The sequence below is a fragment of the Christiangramia aestuarii genome (genome assembly GCF_009735585.1).
GTDB lineage: Bacteria > Bacteroidota > Bacteroidia > Flavobacteriales > Flavobacteriaceae > Christiangramia > Christiangramia aestuarii.
Map to the genome: position 1 here is coordinate 479,570 of NZ_VJVW01000003.1, position 17,817 is coordinate 497,386.

The 17,817-nt window shown below is 39.8% G+C and carries 18 protein-coding genes; 9 read left to right on the forward strand and 9 right to left on the reverse strand.

Annotated elements, in window-relative coordinates; genetic code table 11:
- Positions 1-104: 104 nt before the first annotated feature.
- The 7 genes from FLP08_RS10110 to FLP08_RS10140 are packed head-to-tail and all read right to left on the reverse strand — an operon-like array spanning position 105 to position 6,488.
- Complete coding sequence (locus FLP08_RS10110; RefSeq protein WP_156276523.1) at positions 105-500, reverse strand: nuclear transport factor 2 family protein; 396 nt, start codon at positions 498-500, stop codon at positions 105-107.
- 7 nt (positions 501-507) lie between these two features.
- Positions 508-1,437: a UDP-3-O-(3-hydroxymyristoyl)glucosamine N-acyltransferase gene (locus FLP08_RS10115; RefSeq protein WP_156276525.1), complete on the reverse strand. Its 930-nt coding sequence runs from the start codon at positions 1,435-1,437 to the stop codon at positions 508-510.
- A 9-nt stretch (positions 1,438-1,446) separates the two neighbouring features.
- The gene (gene efp / locus FLP08_RS10120; protein WP_156276527.1) at positions 1,447-2,013 is read right to left on the reverse strand and encodes an elongation factor P; all 567 of its coding nucleotides are present in this window, start codon (positions 2,011-2,013) and stop codon (positions 1,447-1,449) included.
- Positions 2,014-2,027: 14 nt separating this feature from the next.
- Complete coding sequence (gene lpxA, locus FLP08_RS10125) at positions 2,028-2,813, reverse strand: acyl-ACP--UDP-N-acetylglucosamine O-acyltransferase (RefSeq protein WP_156276529.1); 786 nt, start codon at positions 2,811-2,813, stop codon at positions 2,028-2,030.
- Positions 2,814-2,818: 5 nt separating this feature from the next.
- Positions 2,819-4,216 carry a bifunctional UDP-3-O-[3-hydroxymyristoyl] N-acetylglucosamine deacetylase/3-hydroxyacyl-ACP dehydratase gene (locus tag FLP08_RS10130; protein WP_156276531.1) on the reverse strand — a complete coding sequence of 466 codons (1,398 nt, stop codon included), beginning with the start codon at positions 4,214-4,216 and terminating at the stop codon, positions 2,819-2,821.
- Positions 4,209-5,234, reverse strand: coding sequence for a UDP-3-O-(3-hydroxymyristoyl)glucosamine N-acyltransferase (lpxD, locus tag FLP08_RS10135; RefSeq protein WP_156276533.1), 1,026 nt, complete (start codon positions 5,232-5,234; stop codon positions 4,209-4,211). The genes FLP08_RS10130 and lpxD overlap by 8 nt, the downstream gene beginning before the upstream one ends.
- 24 nt (positions 5,235-5,258) lie before the next feature.
- Entirely contained in the window at positions 5,259-6,488 is a 1,230-nt protein-coding gene (locus FLP08_RS10140; protein WP_156276535.1) for an HD domain-containing protein, read from the reverse strand.
- A gap of 127 nt (positions 6,489-6,615) precedes the next feature.
- Between FLP08_RS10140 and porX the strand changes: the two genes are divergently transcribed.
- From porX to FLP08_RS10170, 6 genes are all read left to right on the forward strand, one after another.
- Positions 6,616-8,166: a T9SS response regulator signal transducer PorX gene (gene porX / locus FLP08_RS10145; RefSeq protein WP_156276537.1), complete on the forward strand. Its 1,551-nt coding sequence runs from the start codon at positions 6,616-6,618 to the stop codon at positions 8,164-8,166.
- A 130-nt stretch (positions 8,167-8,296) separates the two neighbouring features.
- Positions 8,297-8,701: a tRNA (adenosine(37)-N6)-threonylcarbamoyltransferase complex ATPase subunit type 1 TsaE gene (tsaE, locus tag FLP08_RS10150; protein ID WP_156276540.1), complete on the forward strand. Its 405-nt coding sequence runs from the start codon at positions 8,297-8,299 to the stop codon at positions 8,699-8,701.
- A 280-nt stretch (positions 8,702-8,981) separates the two neighbouring features.
- Positions 8,982-9,128, forward strand: a complete 147-nt coding sequence (locus tag FLP08_RS10155) for a hypothetical protein (protein WP_156276542.1) — start codon at positions 8,982-8,984, stop codon at positions 9,126-9,128.
- A gap of 343 nt (positions 9,129-9,471) precedes the next feature.
- Complete coding sequence (locus FLP08_RS16480; RefSeq protein WP_238388479.1) at positions 9,472-9,678, forward strand: hypothetical protein; 207 nt, start codon at positions 9,472-9,474, stop codon at positions 9,676-9,678.
- A 57-nt stretch (positions 9,679-9,735) separates the two neighbouring features.
- Positions 9,736-10,938 carry an alanine dehydrogenase gene (locus tag FLP08_RS10165; RefSeq protein WP_156276546.1) on the forward strand — a complete coding sequence of 401 codons (1,203 nt, stop codon included), beginning with the start codon at positions 9,736-9,738 and terminating at the stop codon, positions 10,936-10,938.
- A 3-nt stretch (positions 10,939-10,941) separates the two neighbouring features.
- Positions 10,942-11,319 (forward strand): DUF4258 domain-containing protein, encoded by a 378-nt coding sequence (locus tag FLP08_RS10170; RefSeq protein ID WP_156276548.1) that lies wholly within the window; start codon positions 10,942-10,944, stop codon positions 11,317-11,319.
- 33 nt (positions 11,320-11,352) lie between these two features.
- Here the strand turns inward: FLP08_RS10170 and bcp are convergent, their stop codons facing one another.
- Complete coding sequence (gene bcp, locus FLP08_RS10175) at positions 11,353-11,805, reverse strand: thioredoxin-dependent thiol peroxidase (protein WP_156276550.1); 453 nt, start codon at positions 11,803-11,805, stop codon at positions 11,353-11,355.
- A gap of 31 nt (positions 11,806-11,836) precedes the next feature.
- On the opposite strand from bcp, the gene FLP08_RS10180 reads away from it, so the two are divergent.
- Positions 11,837-12,493 carry an endonuclease III domain-containing protein gene (locus FLP08_RS10180; RefSeq protein ID WP_156276552.1) on the forward strand — a complete coding sequence of 219 codons (657 nt, stop codon included), beginning with the start codon at positions 11,837-11,839 and terminating at the stop codon, positions 12,491-12,493.
- A gap of 251 nt (positions 12,494-12,744) precedes the next feature.
- On the opposite strand, the gene FLP08_RS10185 is transcribed toward FLP08_RS10180, so the two are convergent.
- A complete protein-coding gene (locus FLP08_RS10185) occupies positions 12,745-13,329 on the reverse strand; it encodes an RNA polymerase sigma factor (RefSeq protein WP_156276554.1) in 585 nt (194 codons plus the stop codon).
- A gap of 232 nt (positions 13,330-13,561) precedes the next feature.
- On the opposite strand from FLP08_RS10185, the gene uvrA reads away from it, so the two are divergent.
- Complete coding sequence (uvrA, locus tag FLP08_RS10190; RefSeq protein WP_156276556.1) at positions 13,562-16,348, forward strand: excinuclease ABC subunit UvrA; 2,787 nt, start codon at positions 13,562-13,564, stop codon at positions 16,346-16,348.
- Positions 16,349-16,457: 109 nt separating this feature from the next.
- On the forward strand, positions 16,458-17,771 hold the full coding sequence (locus FLP08_RS10195) for a hypothetical protein (RefSeq protein ID WP_156276558.1): 1,314 nt from the start codon (positions 16,458-16,460) through the stop codon (positions 17,769-17,771).
- Positions 17,772-17,817: the final 46 nt, after the last annotated feature.

Genomic DNA, 17,817 nt, shown 5'->3' on the forward strand with positions numbered 1-17,817 from the left:
TTACTCTACAAATGTAGAAATAATTTTTAATTCTACAAACGTAGAATACAAATTAAATAAAAAACCCTCAGGAAAATTTCCGAGGGTTTTCTATATTTGATTAATTACGACCAGGGATTATCGTCTACCTCTTCCCCTAGCTGACTTATTTGAACTCCTTTGAAAAGTTTGCCATCCTTCATTTCCCAGATAGCCACAAAATGTGCCAAAGGCATCTCTTCTTCAGGATTCTCTATGGTTCTCACGTGGTAAGTAAAATGAACCGCAACATCATCTTTTTTAGCAACCACCTTCTCGATCTCTGCACGAAGCGACTCGTAAGATTCAGCAAGTTGCTGACTTATTTGCGCTATACCATTAAGATCCAGCTTTTTAAGCCCGGTAGTACCATACCATGAAAGTTCTACATCTGGATGAAGAAAACTTCTTAGTACATCTTCATCTTTGTAGAAATTGGATTCATAGAATTTAGTTGCAATTTCTTTTGTTCTTAAACCCATAGTATACTTATTTTAAGTTTTTAACAATCTCGGGCAATTTCTTTATAGCCGCGTATTCTTTCAATTTTGTACGTACTTCACCAAAAGGCGTGCCCCAATAGGTTGTATTGGGAGTGGTATCTTTTGAAACCCCACACTGCGCCATTAAAACCGTACCGGTAGCAATGGTTACATCACTTCTTATCCCTACCTGGCCCCAGATAGTCACATCATCCTCGACCACCACGCATCCGGCAATTCCTACCTGGGAGGCGATAAGACATTGTTTTCCTATCACCGTATCGTGCCCAATCTGGATAAGGTTATCGAGTTTTGAGCCCTCCCCGATGGTCGTATCACCGGTAACCCCTCTATCTATAGAGCAATTGGAACCAATCTCAACATTTTTTTTCAGAACTACCCTTCCTCCAGACAATAATTTATCGAAGCCTTCAGGACGCTTCTTATAATAAAAGGCATCGCCTCCCAGCACCGTCCCGCCGTGAATAATCACATTATCTTCAATAATACAATTATCGCCAATATAAGCATTAGCATGGATCAAACAATCCTTACCAATCTTCACATTATTTCCAATAAAGGCATTTGGCTGGATAATGGTCCCCTCTCCTATCTCTGCGGAATCGGAAATGAGATTGTTCGCTGGCTGGAATGGTTTAAAATGCCTGGTAAGCTTGTTGAAATCCCTGAAAGGATCGTCTGAAACCAGCAAAGCCTTTCCTTCAGGGCAGGCCACTTCCTTATTTATAAGTACGATCGTCGCTGCAGATTCCAGTGCCTTATCATAATATTTAGGGTGATCTACAAAAACTATATCACCCGGCGTAACTACGTGGATCTCGTTCATTCCCAAAACAGGGAATTCAGGATCACCTACGTAATCGCAGTTTATGATCTCAGCAATTTCTTTAAGGGAATGTTGGTGGGGGAACTTCATTAAATACGATTATTCCTTGATTCTTTCTTTGTAAGTTCCTTTTTCGGTCTCGATCTTGATCTTGTCGCCTTCATTGATGAAAAGTGGAACATTTACCTCAAAGCCAGTTTCAACCGTTGCCGGTTTAGTGGCATTGGTAGCCGTGTTTCCTTTTACGCCAGGCTCTGTATGAGTAACTTCAAGAACTACGCTTGCCGGCATCTCCACAGAAAGAGGCATATTATCTTCAGTATTGATAAGGATGGTAACGACCTCTCCTTCCTTAAGAAGTTTAGGCATATCCAGAGCGTTCTCAGTTAGCCTGATCTGCGTGTAATCTTCAACATTCATAAAATGCCAGAACTCACCATCTTCGTAAAGGAACTGGTATTTGTGAGTTTCAACTCTAATATCTTCGATCTTATGTCCTGCAGAAAAAGTATTTTCCAGAACCTTCCCGGTAGTTACACTTTTTAATTTAGTTCTAACGAAAGCAGGTCCTTTCCCCGGTTTTACATGAAGAAATTCCACGATCTTGTAAATGTCGTGGTTATATCTAATACAAAGTCCGTTTCTTATATCGCTGGTTGTAGCCATTTCTAATCTGTAATTTAATTTGAACTGAAGTATCCCTTCATGATACCTCGTTGTGAGTTTTTAATGAATTCTAATATTTCGTCTCTTTCGGCGGTAGCCTGCATTTCAGCTTCAATAATAGCCACTGCCTGAGAGTTATTATAATTTTTCTGGTATAAAATCCTGTAAATATCCTGTATCTCCCTGATCTTTTCGGTACTAAAGCCTCTTCTTCTTAGCCCGATAGAATTAATCCCAACATAACTAAGTGGCTCCCTACCTGCTTTTACAAAGGGAGGAACATCTTTTCTAACCAGCGAACCTCCGGTTACGAAGGCGTGTTTACCAATACTACAGAACTGCTGAATGGCAGCCATTCCCGCCAGCACCACATAATCACCAACATTAATATGGCCGGCGAGGGTACTGTTGTTAGAAAATATACAGTTATCACCTACGATACAGTCGTGAGCCACGTGGCAGTATGCCATGATCCAGCAATTGTTACCAATTACCGTTTTCATCCTGTCTGTGGTACCACGGTTAATGGTCACACACTCCCTGATAGTTGTATTATCACCAATTACCGTAAGTGTATCTTCATCGTTGAACTTCTTGTCCTGCGGAACTGCCGAGATCACTGCGCCGGGAAAAATACTGCAATTTTTTCCGATGCGGGCACCTTCCATTATACTTACATTGGAACCAATCCAGGTACCTTCTCCAATCACTACGTTATTGTGAATCGTGGCGAAAGGTTCAATTACCACGTTTTTGGCAATCTTCGCTCCCGGATGCACATATGCTAAGGGTTGGTTCATTTTATTTATTTTGATTTAACTATTTGTGCCATTAAAACGGCTTCAGTGGCGAGTTGCCCGTTAACAAATGCATAACCCTGCATCTGGCAAATACCTCTTCTTATTGGTGCTAGCAATTCCAGTTTGAATATCAATGTATCTCCCGGAACTACCTGTCTTTTGAATTTTACATTATCGATCTTCATAAAGAAGGTTAGATAATTTTCAGGATCTGGAACAGATTTCAGTGCCAGGATCCCTCCTGTTTGCGCCATGGCCTCTACCTGCAATACACCCGGCATTACCGGTTTCCCAGGAAAATGCCCTACGAAGAATGGTTCGTTCATGGTTACATTCTTCATCCCGATCACATGAGATTCGGTAAGCTCATAAATCTTATCTACCAGCAGGAACGGAGATCTGTGCGGCAAAGTATTCATGATATCGTTCACATCCATCAAAGGCGGTTGGGAAAGATCGATCTTAGGCACATTATTCCTTTTCTCGGCTTTGATCACCTTGGCCAGTTTTTTCGCAAATTCAGTATTTACGTAATGCCCTGGTTTGGTAGCAATGATCTTACCCCTTATTCGTGTACCTACTAAAGCTACATCTCCAAGCACATCCAGTAATTTATGCCTGGCTGCTTCATTCGGATAATGCAAGTTAAGGTTATCAAGAATTCCGTTCGGTTTAACCGAAATCTCTTCTTTATTAAAGGCTACCCTTAATTTCTTTAAGGTATCCTCGCTAATTTCTTTATCTACGTATACAATGGCATTATTCAGATCACCGCCTTTTATAAGACCATGCTCCAATAATGTTTCAATTTCATGTAAAAAGCTGAAAGTCCTGGCATCGGCGATCTCGGTCTTAAATTCCGATAAATGCTCTATCGAAGCATTCTGGGTTCCCAGCACCTTGGTACCAAAATCGACCATAGTGGTAACCTGGTATTCATCTGCCGGCATGGCAATGATTTCGCTACCATTATCATCACGATAACAAATGATCTGATCTACCACGTATTCTTCCCTATCTGCTTCCTGCTCTACAACTCCGGCCTTTTCCAGAGCCTCCACGAAAAATTTAGAAGAACCGTCCATAATAGGAGGTTCAGAAGCGTCAAGTTCAATATATAAGTTGTCTATTTCCAGACCAACACAAGCTGCCAGTACGTGTTCTGAAGTTTGAATGGTAACTCCATTTTTATCCAGATTAGTACCTCTTTGAGTATTTACCACGTAAGCTACATCTGCTTCAACTTCAGGCATTCCTTCCAGGTCTGTTCTTCTAAACACATAACCTGTGTTCTCGGGAGCCGGCTTGAAAGTCAGTTTAACTTTTTTCCCGGTATGCAGGCCAACACCATCAAGAGAAACTTCCTCCTGAATGGTTCTTTGTTTTGAAATTTTATCAGCCATTATTCAATTTTTTTTCTAGTTGGTTTATAATATTCATGGTTTGAGGCAGATTCTTAAAATGGATATAAGATTTATTATAATCGCTATATCCAATGGCAGGTGAGCCCTGTAACATCTCGTCATCTTTAATATTACGGCCAATCCCAGACTGTGCCTGGATCTTCACCCTGTCACCAATATTAAGGTGCCCCGCAATTCCTACCTGGCCACCTATAAGGCAATTCTTTCCGATCTTGGTAGAACCTGCGATTCCGGTTTGAGCGGCAATGGCAGTATTCTCTCCAATTTCAACATTATGAGCGATCTGAATATGATTATCCAACTTCACTCCCTTTCTTATAATAGTAGAGCCCAATGTTGCCCTGTCTATAGTTGTGGCAGCACCAATATCCACATGATCTTCAATGATCACGTTACCAATTTGGGGTACTTTACTGTATTCACCAGATTCTCCCGGGCTAAAGCCAAATCCATCGGCACCTATTACAGCACCGCTATGAATGGTCACATTATTGCCAATTATACTTTCAGAATAGATCTTTACTCCGGCAAAGATGGTCACATTATCGCCGATCTTTACATTATCTCCTATATATACATTAGGATAGATCTTCACATTATCACCCAGCGCCACCTGTTCCCCTATATAAGAAAAAGCTCCCAGGTAAAGCCCCTCGCCGTATTTGGCAGTTTCAGAAATATTGCTGGGTTGCTCTATTCCCGATTTATTTAATTTTATTTGATTGTAATATTCCAGTAAGGTCGAAAATGCTTTATATGCATCCTTCACCTTTATAAGAGTCGTATTCACCGGCTGTTCTACCTCAAAGTCATCGTTCACTATGGTGATCGAAGCATTGGTGGTATATAGAAAGGAAGTATATTTAGGATTGCTCAGGAAAGTAAGTGAACCTTCGGTCCCCTCTTCTATCTTGGCAAGTTCAGAAACTTCCGCTTCTGGATTCCCTTCAACCTTACCATCTAAAATGTCGGCTATTTGCGCTGCTGTAAACTTCATTCTGGCAAAAGTAAAAAAAATGAGTTAATCTTTAACTTTTGGATAACACATATAGTATTTGGTGACGGTATTCGTAAGGGCTTTTAAATTGAACTGGTCTGAAACCTTAACGATGTCGTTGATCTTTCCGTTCTTATGCAGAATGTTGATATTATCTTTTTCTCGTTTGTAGGCCAGGTTGGCTATCTCCCCTTCGAACACGAAATAGGAAGCTTCCTTTTCAGAAATATTATATTTCTTCTGAAGGGCTTTAGAACGCTTTTCCAGTTTTTCTGCGGAAGGTCTTTTTTTCTTGATCTTTACCTTCAGTAAATTCCGGTTGATGATCATCTCACAAAGGTTGCTCAACACAAAATCATCTGAATACATCCACTCCTTCATCGCAGAGATCACATCGTTGTCGTCTAATCTCGAGAACATATTTAAGGTACCTGCATCAAAATCTTCCCTGGTGACCCTGTTTTTCAGAAAATACATAAGTGATCCGCTGGCGTGGAGATCATGCCCCTGGCCAATTAGCTCTTTGGCACGCACAAGAACCCTAATAAGTAATTGTTCGGCTACGAGACTGGTCTTATGAAGATAGACCTGCCAGTACATAAGCCTGCGGCCAATGAGAAATTTTTCTACAGAATAGATCCCTTTTTCTTCAACCACCAGCTCATCATTTACCACATTTAGCATCGTGATGATGCGCTCGCTATTTATATTCCCCTCAACTGCACCAGAATAGAAACTGTCTCTTTTTAGATAATCCAGCCTGTCCATATCCATTTGACTGGATATCAGCTGATTCATAAATCTTCTTTCGTAACTACCCTTGAAAATTCTGATAGCCAGAGTTAAACTTTGGTTAAATTCAGCATTCATTTCCTCCATGAATAGCAGAGAAATGGTCTCATGATCTACCCCTTCCACAAGACTGTGTTCCATGGCATGGCTAAACGGGCCATGACCTATATCGTGCATTAATATAGCAATGAGAAGCGCTTCTTCCTCTTCTTCAGATATCTGCACCCCTTTATACCGGAGTACTCTCACTGCTTTTTGCATTAGGTGCACGCAACCCAGGGCATGATGAAACCTGGTATGGTGGGCACCCGGATAAACCAGGTAGGACAATCCCATCTGAGAAATTCGGCGTAGTCTTTGAAAGTAAGGATGTTCTATTATCTTAAAGATCCGTTCATTGGGAATGGTAATAAAACCGTAAATTGGATCGTTTAATATTTTAAGTTTAGTTTGTGAAGCCAAGCTCTATTTTTCTAATATTCAGAACAAAGATACATATATGAATTGAGCCATCTTGAAAACTACACTTTTTGTAAGAAAATGACGGCCAATTCTAAAATTATAAACAAGATAAACAACCTAAAACTTTATGAATAATATCAAAATACTATGGGTAGACGATGAAATTGACCTATTAAAACCTCACATAATGTTCCTGGAGTCCCGTAATTACGAGGTAAAGACCTGTAAAAGTGGAACCGAAGCTCTGGAGCAAATCGAAAATGAGAATTTTGATATTATTTTTCTGGATGAAAACATGCCTGGCCTTACCGGCCTGGAAACACTGGCCGAGATCAAAGAAAAAAGGGAGACCGTCCCTATCGTGATGATCACTAAAAGTGAGGAGGAATATATTATGGAGGAGGCAATTGGTTCAAAAATTGCAGACTACCTTATTAAGCCGGTTAACCCAAACCAGATACTATTAAGTATAAAAAAGAACCTGGACCATTCGCGATTGATCTCTGAAAAGACCACCTCTAATTATCAGCAGGAATTCAGGAAGATCGCTATGGAGATGTCTCAGGTGAACTCTTATGAAGAATGGGCAGAGTTATACCAGAAGTTAATTTACTGGGAAATTCAGCTTGAGGAGATCGAAGATTCCGGAATGTTCGAGATCCTGGAATCACAGAAGCAAGAAGCCAACAGCCAGTTCTTCAAATTCATTTCAAGGAATTACCAGAACTGGTTCGAAAAAGGTTCCGAAGCCCCTGTAATGTCCCACACCCTTTTCAAAAAGAAGATTCTTCCGGAAATTAAGAAAGACCAGCCTACTTTATTGGTAGTGGTAGATAATTTAAGGTACGACCAATGGAAAAGCCTGGAGCCGATAATCAATACCTATTATAAAAAGGAAAAGGAAAGCGCCTATTTCAGTATTTTACCCACAGCTACACAATACGCACGAAACGCCATCTTTTCTGGACTTATGCCCAGTGAAATGGAAAAACTCTTTTCTCAATACTGGAAGAACGACACCGAAGAAGGAGGAAAAAATCTTTATGAATCCCAGTTTCTCGAAGAGCAGCTTAAAAGGCTTGGTGAAGACCTAAAATTTGAATATCATAAAATCAGCAGCCTAAAAGCAGGAAAAAAACTGGTGGACAATTTCAAAACCCAGAAATCTAACGATCTAACCGTGGTAGTTTATAATTTCGTGGATATGCTTTCCCACTCCAAGACAGAGATGGAAGTGATCAAGGAATTGGCTTCTAATGACAAATCATACAGGAGCCTTACCCAGAGCTGGTTTAAAAATTCTCCGTTACTTGAGATCATCCAAAAAGCCCAGCAGTCTGGCTTTAAACTAATCATTACTACAGATCACGGTACTATAAATGTGAAAAATCCTTCCAAGGTAATTGGTGACAAGAACACCAGTTTGAACCTAAGGTATAAAACCGGAAAAAGCCTTACCTATGAAAACAAGGATGTATTGGCCTTTGAAGATCCAAAATCTGTTTACCTGCCCACCATTAATATGAGTAGTTCTTATATTTTTGCCAAGGAGGATCTTTTCTTCGCTTATCCAAATAACTATAACCATTATGTTAGTTATTACAAGAATACCTACCAGCACGGGGGTGTTTCTTTAGAAGAAGTTGTAATCCCCTTTGTAGTCCTAAACCCAAAATAATCGATAAAAAGCATTATTTTTAGGTTGAAATACACATTTAAAAGTTATACTTGATTGATAATCAGTAGGGTGACGCACTTTATCTGATTTTTACATATATTTACAAACCCCAATCTGACATTTTGATAATATGGAGTTAACCTACAGACTTCAAGAACTGGATCGAGCCGTAGATTATATTCTACAAAATACGAAAAGCAAGACCCTGCTTTTTTATGGCGAAATGGGCGCCGGCAAAACCACTCTAATTAAAGAGCTGGTAAAGGCGCTAGGCGTGCAGGATGTAGCCTCCAGTCCCACGTTTTCATTAGTTAACCATTACGAGTCAGATAGAGGCTCTGTTTATCATTTTGATTTTTACAGGATCGAGGATGATACAGAGGCATTGGATATGGGAATCGAGGATTACCTGGATTCTGACAACTGGAATTTGATAGAATGGCCTGAAAAAATTGAAAGATTATTGGGGGAAAACACCCAAAAGTTGTCAATTGAGGTCAATTCTGAAGAAACCAGAACGTTAAAGTTTTGTTAACAAAGCAGTTTTTAAGGAAAAAAGCTGCAAAAAATTCATTGTAAGATTTTTTTTACTTTTACAATTGTTTTATAAAGTCATTTGTTGAATTTTTATTCATTGAACGATTTATAAATAAATTTAAACTAACATATTTTAAGTTCAAATTGCGATTTCAAGGGCATTTTTTGTCTCAAAAAAAGGCGCAAAAGTACGATTAATGTTTTAACTGACAGGATTTTAAGTTGTTATATGTTTGTATCAGAAACAAAACGAAACAACAATATTAAAACCGATAATTATGAAACTTAAAGCAGTACTTTTCGCAGCAGCAATCTTTGGAGCAAGTTTTTTTGTAACTTCAACTTCAGATAACGATACTAATAAAGATGAAATTCAAAAGCAAGCTGTCGACAAAAGACTCATCAAAGTACCTGCTGCTGGGTAGTCTTATAGCGTTGACAATAGCGTTTTCACCATATTTATTTTATTTATATGAAATTTTCCCAAACGGACCTGTTTGGGAAAATTCTTTTTTTAGGTATGAAAGTAAATATTACGAAGACGTACTTACAGCGGCATGGACGTATTTAGGAAAAATTGTACCATTGCTTCTTCTTCTAATATGGTTTTTTACTTGCAAACACTGGTGGTACCATGTTATCCTCATTCCTATTTCAATGTATGCTTACCAATTAGTCATAGCGATTTATCAGGATGTTTATCTCAACTCTGCTTTTTTTATGGATACTGATGGGTTGATATATTTAGCTCCGTTTTTTATAACAATTTTGTCTTTAGTTTATCTTATTAGAATAAAAATTTTCGACCGCGTCTATGGCCTCGATCTTTCTGAATTAGAAGAAACAGAGATCTCTGTTTTTTCCCCTATTTCAGATAAGGATATGAGAGAGATCAAAGGTTTTCAGGAAGATGATGACCAGGATGATATCGATACCTCGAACATGCTTGTTGAAGACTACTACCGTAAACTATAGACCTATTTTCTTCTTTTTATAAATTTAGTTGTAATTTAACTGCTTTAACATAATTCTATGGCAAAACAGCAGGTTTCACCTTTTACCAGGGATCAACTATTACCACAGGAAGAAACCCTTGAGATCTACAAGAAAAAGGGTGAGCTTTTTATAGGAATACCTAAAGAAACGGCTTACCAGGAAAAACGAATTTGTTTAAGCCCAGACGCAGTTGCCGCTATAACGGCACACGGGCATAGGGTAATGATAGAATCTGGTGCGGGCAAATGGGCAAGGTTCAGCGACAAGGATTATTCAGATGCCGGAGCCGAGATTACCAAAGACACTAAAAAGGTCTTTTCCTGCCCTACCATCCTTAAGATCGAACCGCCTTCAGCCAAGGAACTTGAATACATCAACCCGCAAACAACCTTAATTTCAGCCTTACAGATCAAGACCCAGTGCAAGGAATATTTTCAGAAACTCGCTGAAAAAAGGATCACCGCACTCGGTTTTGAATTCATAAAAGATGATGATGGCAGCTATCCTATTGTAAGGGCATTGAGTGAAATTGCCGGAACCGCTTCAGTGCTCATTTCTTCAGAAATAATGAGCAACCACCAGGAAGGAAACGGACTTATGTTTGGAAATATAAGTGGTGTTCCTCCGGTAGAGATCGTAATCATCGGGGCCGGTACCGTAGGTGAATTCGCCACCAGATCAGCCATTGGCCTTGGAGCCAGCGTGAAGGTTTTCGACAGCTCTTTAACAAAACTCAGGAATATTCAGGCAAATCTTGGAAATACTTTCTATACCAGCACTATTCAGCCAAAGAACCTCTTGAAAGCGCTGAAGCGAGCCGACGTGGTGATTGGTGCCGTTAGAGGCAAAGATCGCTCCCCAATTCTAATTACCGAAGATATGGTAAGGTCTATGAAACGTGGTGCAGTGATCATAGACGTAAGTATAGATATGGGAGGTTGTGTAGAAACCAGCGAGATCACCTCTCACGATGAACCTATTTTCACCAAGCATGATGTGATCCATTATTGCGTACCGAACATTCCTTCAAGATATGCCCGGACTTCTTCTCTTTCTATAAGTAATATTTTCACTCCTTACCTGCTACATATTGGAGAAGAAGGCGGACTGGAAAATACCCTGAGATTTGACCGCGGATTACGCAATGGTTTGTATTTTTACCACGGAATTTTGACCAGCAAGTCTATTGCAGACTGGTTCAATCTTTCCTATAGAGATATAAACCTACTCATCTTTTAGTATATGAAGCTTGTTCACCGCCTTGCTTATTATGGTATAGGCCTATTTTTTGGAATTGTGATCCTGATTTTTTTCCTGGGTGGAAAGAAAACTTCCTGTGATTATTCTCCGAATGCCCGGGTACTTAAGAACATCAGGATAAAAGAGAGAAATTTCTCTGAAAGCTCCCTGAGTTTTTTCAGAAATGAACAAATAGATACCTCTAAAGTTTCAGAAATCCTGAAGAACGGGGACGTTGATTTTGGTAAAAGCAAAACCGATGCTGAGCCTTGTGGCATTTATTTTATCTCTTCAGAAGATGAAAGGTCCATAGAACTGGAAATCGAAAACTGCGACAGCATCGCCACCATCAAGAACGCTTATATTAAAAAAGGCGGATAATCTCCGCCTTTTATTATTCTGATATCCTTTGGTCTATTCCAGTATTTGCTCGGCGTGGGCCTTGGTCTTTACCTTTTTGATAACCTCTTCGATTTTTCCATCTTCATCTATAAGGAAAGTGGTCCTGTGAATCCCATCATATTCCTTTCCCATGAATTTTTTCGGTCCCCATACACCGTACGCATTGATGACCTCTTTATCTTCATCTGCCAGTAACGGGTATTTAAAATCGTATTTATTTTTGAAGTTCTGCTGCCTCTTCTTGGAATCGGCACTAACCCCCAGGATCTCGTAGCCTTTCTTTTGCAGGGCTTCGTAATTATCACTTAGGTTACAGGCCTCTGCGGTGCACCCAGGAGTGCTTGCTTTAGGATAAAAGAAAAGCACCAGTTTCTTTCCTTTATAATCTGATAATTTGATCTCGTTGCCGTCCTGGTCTTCAGCTTTAAAATCGGGAGCCTTATCCCCTTCCTTTAGTGTTGTCATAATTATTACTTTTGCCCTAAATTAAAACTTTATGACCAAACAGGAAAAGGTACAGTTCGTTATAGATACGTTAAATGATATTTACCCGGAAATTCCCATTCCGTTAGATCATAAAGACCCTTACACTCTTCTGATTGCCGTACTGCTTTCCGCTCAAAGTACCGATGTTAAGGTAAACCAGATCACCCCAAAACTTTTTGAGATCGCCGATAATCCGTTTAAAATGGTAAAGCTTACGGTAGAAGAGATCAGGGAGATCATTAAACCTGTTGGTCTTTCTCCCATGAAATCGAAAGGGATCCATGGTTTGTCTGAAATCCTTATAGAAAAATATAATGGAGAGGTGCCGGCAAATTTGGATGCTCTTGAGGAATTACCTGCAGTAGGTCATAAAACAGCGAGCGTGGTAGTGGCACAGGCTTTTAATATTCCTGCCTTTCCTGTAGACACCCATATTCACCGCCTGATGTACCGTTGGAACCTTAGTAACGGAAAAAATGTAAAGCAAACTGAAAAGGATGCCAAGAGGTTATTCCCAAAGGAGCTCTGGAACAAATTGCATCTTCAGATCATCTGGTATGGCAGACAATATTCTCCCGCTAGAGGCTGGGATCTTGGAAAGGACATCATCACTAATACTATTGGACGAAAAAGCGTGATCAATGAGCAGCTGAAGAAAAAGAAATAAAAAAGACCTGCTGGCTAAAAAAACAGGCCTTTTTTCTAAATTAATTCAGAAGCGTCTCGAACTTCACCTTCTCATACTCAATTACACGAAGTGCTTTTGAATAATTCAAAAGAAACTCGATCGTCTCTTTTTTTGGTTGCAGATGATTAATTTTTTCTTCTTTCGAAGTGTTTTTAAAGTAAAGTTTCCCCATTTGAAATATTTTGTTGGTTTTATTAGATAACGAAACAAACGGGGGGATATTGTTATTTTTAATTCGTCAGGATTAAATTTCTCTTTTCTATGATCTTACGCAAATTAATCAGGGCATATCTCATGCGGCCTAGAGCGGTATTTATACTCACCCCGGTACGCTCAGAAATTTCTTTAAAACTCATATCCTTGTAGATACGCATGGTAAGAACTTCCAGCTGATCGTCTGGTAATTCCTTGATTAGTTCCTGCACATCAGATTCTATCTGGTCTTTGATCAACTGCTTTTCAGCATTTAGATCGCCATCGCTCAATACCGAAAAAATATTGAAATCGCCGCTGTTATCGAACTTTGGCATTCTTTTGTTTTTTCTGAAATGATCGATGACGAGATTGTGGGCAATCCGCATTACCCAGGGCAGAAATTTACCTTCTTCATTGTACTTGCCTCTTTTCAGGGTTCGGATCACTTTGATGAAGGTGTCCTGGAAAATATCTTCAGCGATATCCCTGTCGAAGACTTTCGAATAAATAAAACTGTAAATACGGTGTTGGTGACGATTGATGAGGGCGCCAAGTGCGTTTTCGTTTCCATCAAGATAATCACGAACGAGCGAGGCGTCAGTTACCTTAGTGTTATTCATAACAGTTACTTTGTTTTACGAGAATTAGGTTTCCCGTGGGTTAGGTTATTTAGTTGTAAAAAAGTAACTGTGTTGAATAGGCAACGTTGATTTTCGGTTATGCATCAAATATAGTAAGATAAAACTGAGAAATACAAATAAAACCTTAAATTTTTAACAATACTATAGGTTTTTGTAGGCTTTCTTTCCCGCTTCATAATGAGTAACTTTGCGACCTTAGCAGAACTATAGAATGATAACAGACGTAGCGAAAGTAGACCCCAAGAAGAACATAATCATCAAAGGTGCTAAACTGCACAATCTTAAAAATATCAACGCAGTAATTCCGCGGAACAAGCTGGTGGTGATCACCGGCCTTTCCGGTTCCGGAAAGTCTAGTCTTGCCTTTGACACTTTATATGCCGAAGGCCAGCGGCGGTATGTGGAAAGCCTGAGTTCCTATGCAAGACAGTTCCTGGGAAGACTCAATAAACCTAAGGTAGATTATATTAAAGGGATCGCTCCGGCCATCGCCATCGAGCAGAAAGTGAATTCTACCAATCCCCGTTCTACCGTTGGAACTTCTACCGAGATCTATGATTACCTGAAACTGCTTTTTGCTCGTATCGGGAAAACCTATTCTCCTATTTCTGGCAATGAGGTTAAGAAAGATACGGTCACAGATGTCATAAACTATATCAAAGCTTTTCCGGAAAGGGAAAAACTGCTATTGCTCGCTCCTATTCATGTGGAAGACGGGCGTTCCCTGGAAAAAAAGATCAATATCCTGGCCCAACAGGGTTACAGCCGGATCAAGATAGACGATAAGGTGGTAAGGATAGATGAAACAGATCTAAGCAAAGCCAAGGATGATAATACCTGGCTGGTAGTAGACAGGATCATTACCAAAGATGATGAAGATTTTTATAACCGCCTGGCCGATGCTGTGGAGGCAGCATTCTTCGAAGGAAAAGGCGAGCTTTTCATCGAAAAATTATCAGACCATAGTTCAAGACATTTTAGCAACAAATTTGAACTGGACGGGATGAGCTTTTTGGAGCCTAATGTGCACTTGTTCAGTTTTAATAACCCCTATGGGGCATGCCCAAAATGTGAAGGTTATGGGGATGTTATAGGCATAGATGAAGACCTGGTGATCCCAAATACAGGACTTTCCATATATGAAAATGCTATTTTCCCATGGCGCGGAGACAGCATGAGTTGGTACAGGGACCAGCTGGTGAATAATTCTCATAAGTTCGATTTCCCAATTCATAAGCCATATTTCGAACTTACCGAGGAACAAAAGGACCTGGTTTGGAATGGGAATAAATATTTTGAAGGCCTTAACCAGTTCTTCGAATTCCTGGAAAGCAAAGCTTATAAGATCCAGAACAGGGTGATGTTATCACGTTATCGCGGAAAAACCAAGTGTTCTGCCTGTAAGGGAAAACGCTTAAGACCGGAGGCACAATACGTAAAAATCGGCGGGCACAGTATTACAGATCTTGTGGAAAAGCCCCTGGATAAAGTAAGAGCATTTTTCAGTGACCTGGAATTAAATGAATACGACGAAAAGATCGCTAAACGTTTGCTCACCGAAATAAGGAACAGGCTTGAATTCCTTTCGAATGTTGGGCTGGATTATCTTACCCTTAACAGGAAATCGAATTCACTTTCTGGTGGGGAATCCCAAAGGATCAACCTGGCCACTTCTCTTGGTAGCAGCCTGGTAGGCTCAATGTACATTCTGGATGAACCATCCATAGGTTTGCATCCCAAGGATACCGAAAAACTTATTGGTGTGCTGAAGCATTTAAGGGACCTTGGAAATACGGTTATCGTGGTAGAACATGATGAGGAAATAATGAATGCGGCCGATGAGATCATAGATATAGGCCCTGAAGCGGGTACCAACGGAGGCCATGTGGTCGCCACCGGGACCTTAAAGGAAATTCTAAAATCTGATTCTCTAACCGCCAGTTATCTGAATGGTAAAATGCAGATAGAAGTTCCTGAAAAAAGGAGAACTTCTAAAAACAAAATTAAAGTAATTGGAGCCAGGGAAAATAACCTGAAAAATATAGATGTAGAATTTCAACTTGGAGTCTTTACTGCGATCACGGGAGTTTCCGGTAGTGGAAAAAGTACGCTGGTCAAAAAGATCCTCTACCCTGCCATTCAAAAGGAAATTGGAGGTTACGGTGAAAAAGCCGGTCAGTTTAGCGGTATTGAAGGTAATTTTAAAAACCTGGGTACAGTAGAATTTGTAGACCAGAATCCCATTGGCCGTTCGTCCAGGTCTAACCCGGTGACTTACATCAAGGCCTATGACGATATACGAAACCTATTTGCCGGCCAGAGACTGGCTAAATTAAGAGGTTTTAAAGCAAAACACTTCTCTTTTAATGTCGACGGTGGAAGATGTGAGACCTGTAAGGGTGAAGGCGAAGTAACCATCGAAATGCAGTTCATGGCCGATGTCCATCTAGAATGCGAAGCCTGTAACGGGAAACGTTTTAAAAAGGAAGTCCTGGAAGTCACTTTTCACGATAAGAATATCGATGATGTTCTAAACATGACCATAGATGACGCGACCGATTTCTTTGAGAAACATGATCAATCCAAAATCGTTAAGAAACTGAAACCATTAAGGGATGTCGGGCTGGGTTATGTACAGCTAGGACAAAGTTCCTCTACTCTTTCTGGAGGGGAGGCACAAAGGATCAAACTCGCTTCTTTCCTGGTTAAGGGGAATACAAAGTCTAAAGCGCTGTTTATCTTTGATGAGCCCACAACCGGTCTTCATTTTCATGATATCAAGAAACTATTAAAGTCTTTTAACGCGCTAATTTCTAAAGGCCATACCGTGATCGTGATAGAGCATAATATGGACCTGGTTAAATGTGCCGATTATGTAATAGACCTTGGTCCCGAAGGTGGGGAAAACGGAGGTTATCTTGTTGCTGAAGGAACTCCTGAAGAAATCTCTAAAAATAAAAAATCCTTTACAGCAAAATACCTGGAGGAAAAACTATAGGCCTGTAAAAAACTGAAAACAAGTTTTTTACACTTATTTTTCCTGGCGTAGCATTTCGAAAGACCAGTGTTTCTGGACTTTGGCACGTGCTTTGTATTTAATTAGAAAAATGTTCCTAATTAAATACTCTACTACCATGAGAAACCTGGCCTTTATTTTTACAGTATTACTTTTCGGATGGTCAGTCTCTGCATCCGTAAATTCAAGACCAGCCACCAACAATTATTACAGCTATAACGATTCATTCATTTTTGTAGAAGGAGGCGTTGAATTTGCGGTTTACCCAAATGGTGAATTCGATTTTTACTTTAATCCCGATTTCAGAAGAGGGAATTCTGTACATATCTCTACCCCTAATGTAAATATCAGTTATAATTCAGGATATGATTATGACCCATTCATACAATATGATGATTATGGTGCGGTTATCCAGATAGAAAGCGTTCCCATATATTATGACTACTACGGGAGGATCGTCCAGGCCGGAAATGTCTTTATGGACTACAACCATTTTGGCCGATTAGCCAGAGTTGGTAATCTTCGTGTACACTATAATCGTCATCACCATATTCCCCATTACTCGGGTTATATTAACCATTATAATAGGCAATATGTTTACAGGCCTTGGCATGATTACTACCGCAGGCCGCAGGTAAATGTTAGTATAGTATTTGGTCGTCCTTATCGAGCTTATTACGAGCCGCATAGAGTTTCATATGAAAAGCATGTGACTGTATACAACAATTACTATGTTAAAAATAAAAGGCACAGAAATTTCTACAGGCCATCACAGAAAGTAAGGTCATATAAACACGGAAGAAAAACGCCGCACAGACGTGAGATCGCATATGTAAAAACGAATTCAGATTATAATAGAGCTGCTACCAGACAGAGCGTTTCGCGTGATAATGTAAGAGCCGGCAGAATGCATTCGCCACAAAACCGAAAAACTGTTGATAGAAGCAGAAGTACAAAACAGGCCCGTGTCTATAGTGACCGAAATAAAAGAAGTACTAATTCCAGGGGTAGATCCTCCAGAATTGAGAAACCTAACAGTAAAAGACAGGTTTCCCAAAGGCCTACCGGAGTTAGAACCTCACAAAAAACTGTAGGATCCAGAACAGAAAGATCAAAGCCATCATCTAGGATAGAAAGATCTACTTCAGGTTCAAGGAGTAGAACCATTAAACCAAAGACCGATACGAGGATCAAAACTTCAGCTCCTTCAACCAGAACTAGAAGTATAGAAAAAAGCAGGAGAAATTCTGAAAGGAATTCGGTTTCTAAGCGTCCAACAAGACAAAGAAGTAGTTCTGTGAGAACCAGGTCTTCTTCTTCAGGATCTTCAAGAAATCAGGCAATTAAGCAAAAAAATTCTTCAAGATCGAGAAGTTCGGCACGGAATATGAATAATAGATTATAGATGACAAGTTCATAATTTAATTTTTTGGTTGGTTAGTTGGAAAACC